Genomic DNA, 2,276 nt, shown 5'->3' with positions numbered 1-2,276 from the left:
CACCCGGTCTGGCTCGCGGGGGAGGGATTAAGTGGCGTAGCCCGTTCAAACGGTCAAAATCACAGTGCATCGCTACTAGCACTACTTTGGCAGATTTACTCATGCCGCCGCTCGCTGCAAATCCATTTTCGGCAGTGCGGGCATCGTTGCGGTGGTGGTCGAGCGATGAGTTCGAGGATGGCTCGGCGCACGGCTGGCAAGGTCGGTTGAGGCGGCGGCCCGTTGATTCTTTTTTTTCCGCTTTGCTGTCGCGAGCCGGCGATGCTGGAGGAAAGCGTAGGCGATCATTGTCATTAGCGCATGACGATGCAGGCCCTGCCAGGATCGGCCCTCGAAGTGATCGAGACCCAGTTCTTCTTTCAGTTGCTGGTGACCCTGCTCGCAAATCCATCGCGCCTTGATGGTGGCCGCCAAAGTGCGCAGGTCAGTTTTTGCCGGCAGGTTGGCGAGATAGCATTTCTTCTCACCCGAATCTCTATGTTCACCGATGAGCCAAGCCTCATCCCCGGGCAGATGTTGCTGGCCTTTGTCCCTGATCCGCTGCCTTGGTCCGTCGGCGACCCGCACGCGGACAACAGCAAAACGAGCCTTGAGCTTTCCTTTCGTGCCGGTGCGCCAACTGATGGTGTGCCATTCGGCTTTGGCCAGCATGTTTTCGGCCGGTGTCGATAGAATATTTGGGACCTGCCGCCGCCGGCGACGACCGCGCTTGGCAACCGGCCGGATCATCCGCACATCGGCAGGGTAAACCTTGAGGCGGCGTGGAATTCCGACCGCCCAGGTCAATTTGCGAGCCGTGAGCCCCTGCCGGAACAGCGCGCTCATCCCATACCCGGCGTCCGCCAGCACACAGCCGAAGCGCACACCGGCGGCGATGATACGATCGATCTCCGCCAGAGCTATCTCCAGTTTTGTCCGCGCCGTTCGATACTCGGCCGGAACGCCCGCTCGCTCCAACCGAGCCCGATTGCTCGTCCAACTCTCAGGAAGAAACAACCGCAAAGCCAGCATGACCGGTACTTCGCCGCCGGCAAGCGTCAGCGACACCAGTGTCTGGCAGTTGGCGGTCTTGCCGAGCGCCGAAGCATATTGCGCGGCGACACCCACCGAATGCGTGCCCTTCTTGGGTATCGCGGTGTCGTCAACCACCAGCACTGCATCGCTGCCGCCGACGAGCCTATCCGCTTGGACGAGCAGCTCTGTTTCCACAGGCGTTGCATCCCAGACCCCGGCCGCAATGAAATGGTGCAATTGATCGCATTCGCCGAGCGCAAGCCGCCTCGCCATCGGCTGAATGCTCTTGCGATCGCCAGGGCCGATCAGCCCCGATACGTAGAGCGGACACATCTGGCGCCGCGCCTTGTGCCCCAGCCGATTCAGAAATGGTTTGAGCCAGCGGGCAAGCTCGTTCTCCCAGTCCCACGTCCTGCTAATCATGGTCGGCCCCTCCAAAAGCCGACCACCCATGAGTCACAGAAAAAGTGATTTGGGAATCCCGTGCCCGCTAATAATCTGCCAAAGTAGTGCTAGTCGAGTCCGTCACATCCATCTCGACCGCAACGGCCTCTCCACCGCTTGCTTGAATTTCCTCGACGGTCGCTTTGAGCGCCTCGGCGCGACGCGCGGCAAGCAACTTGCATTCCGGCGCGCGCCAAAGTCTTGGCGAAATGTCGCGACCGAGTGAGCCTGATGCTCCAGTCACGAGTGCCCGCTTCTTGCAACCAGGATTCATGCGGCGACCTGTTCCAACGGGCGCGCCGTGCGCCACGTTTCGCGCAACCGCCGCTCTTGCGCTTTTGCGTCGTCGATGCTTTTCGCCTTCACGTGCCCGAATCCGCGTATGGATTGCGGCAGCGAAGCCAATTGCACGGCCGTTTCGTAGCGATACGGCTCAAGCCCTTCGAGGATCTCCGCAATCAGATTCTCGTATTGTCCAATCAACTGCCGCTCGTTGCGACGCTCCTTGGTCCAGCCGAAGGGGTCAAACAACGTGCCACGCAAGCGCCGTGCCCGCGCAAGGAGCCTGAAAGCCGACAGCACCCAAGGTCCGAACGAAATCTTGCGCGGTACACCAGTTGCGCGATCACGCCGGGCCAAAAGCGGCGGTGCGAGATTGAACGCGATGCGATAGTTCCCCTCAAACTGCTCGGCAAGTTTTCGAACAAATTCAGGCCCGCTGTACAGCCGCCCGATTTCATATTCATCCTTGTACGCGAGCAGCTTGAAATAGCTGTGAACGACGGCTTCGGTGAGTCCTGTGCGGCGGGGAACGCATG

2 protein-coding genes and 1 pseudogene are annotated in these 2,276 nt (G+C 60.3%); all 3 read right to left on the bottom strand.

The window, feature by feature from the left end:
• Positions 1 to 99 precede the first annotated feature (99 nt).
• Positions 100 to 1,474: pseudogene (locus ACREC7_RS16390) on the bottom strand (IS701 family transposase).
• A gap of 30 nt (positions 1,475 to 1,504) precedes the next feature.
• Complete coding sequence (locus tag ACREC7_RS16385) at positions 1,505 to 1,732, bottom strand: SDR family NAD(P)-dependent oxidoreductase (protein ID WP_431556752.1); 228 nt, start codon at positions 1,730 to 1,732, stop codon at positions 1,505 to 1,507.
• Positions 1,729 to 2,276, bottom strand: a 548-nt coding sequence (locus ACREC7_RS16380; protein ID WP_431556751.1) for a DUF6537 domain-containing protein, incomplete at its 5' end; no start/stop codon positions are given. The genes ACREC7_RS16385 and ACREC7_RS16380, both read right to left, overlap by 4 nt.

Origin of the sequence: Methyloceanibacter sp. (assembly GCF_050728395.1) — a bacterium.
Classification (GTDB): domain Bacteria; phylum Pseudomonadota; class Alphaproteobacteria; order Rhizobiales; family Methyloligellaceae; genus Methyloceanibacter.
The sequence above is the reverse complement of the archived record's forward strand: the minus strand, read 5'-3'. Positions and strand labels throughout refer to the sequence as shown.

What these genes read in the sequence shown, in the direction of transcription:
- ACREC7_RS16385 (WP_431556752.1), bottom strand. Translation starts at nt 1,732, where the DNA reads ATGAATCCTGGTTGCAAGAAGCGGGCACTCGTGACTGGAGCATCAGGC.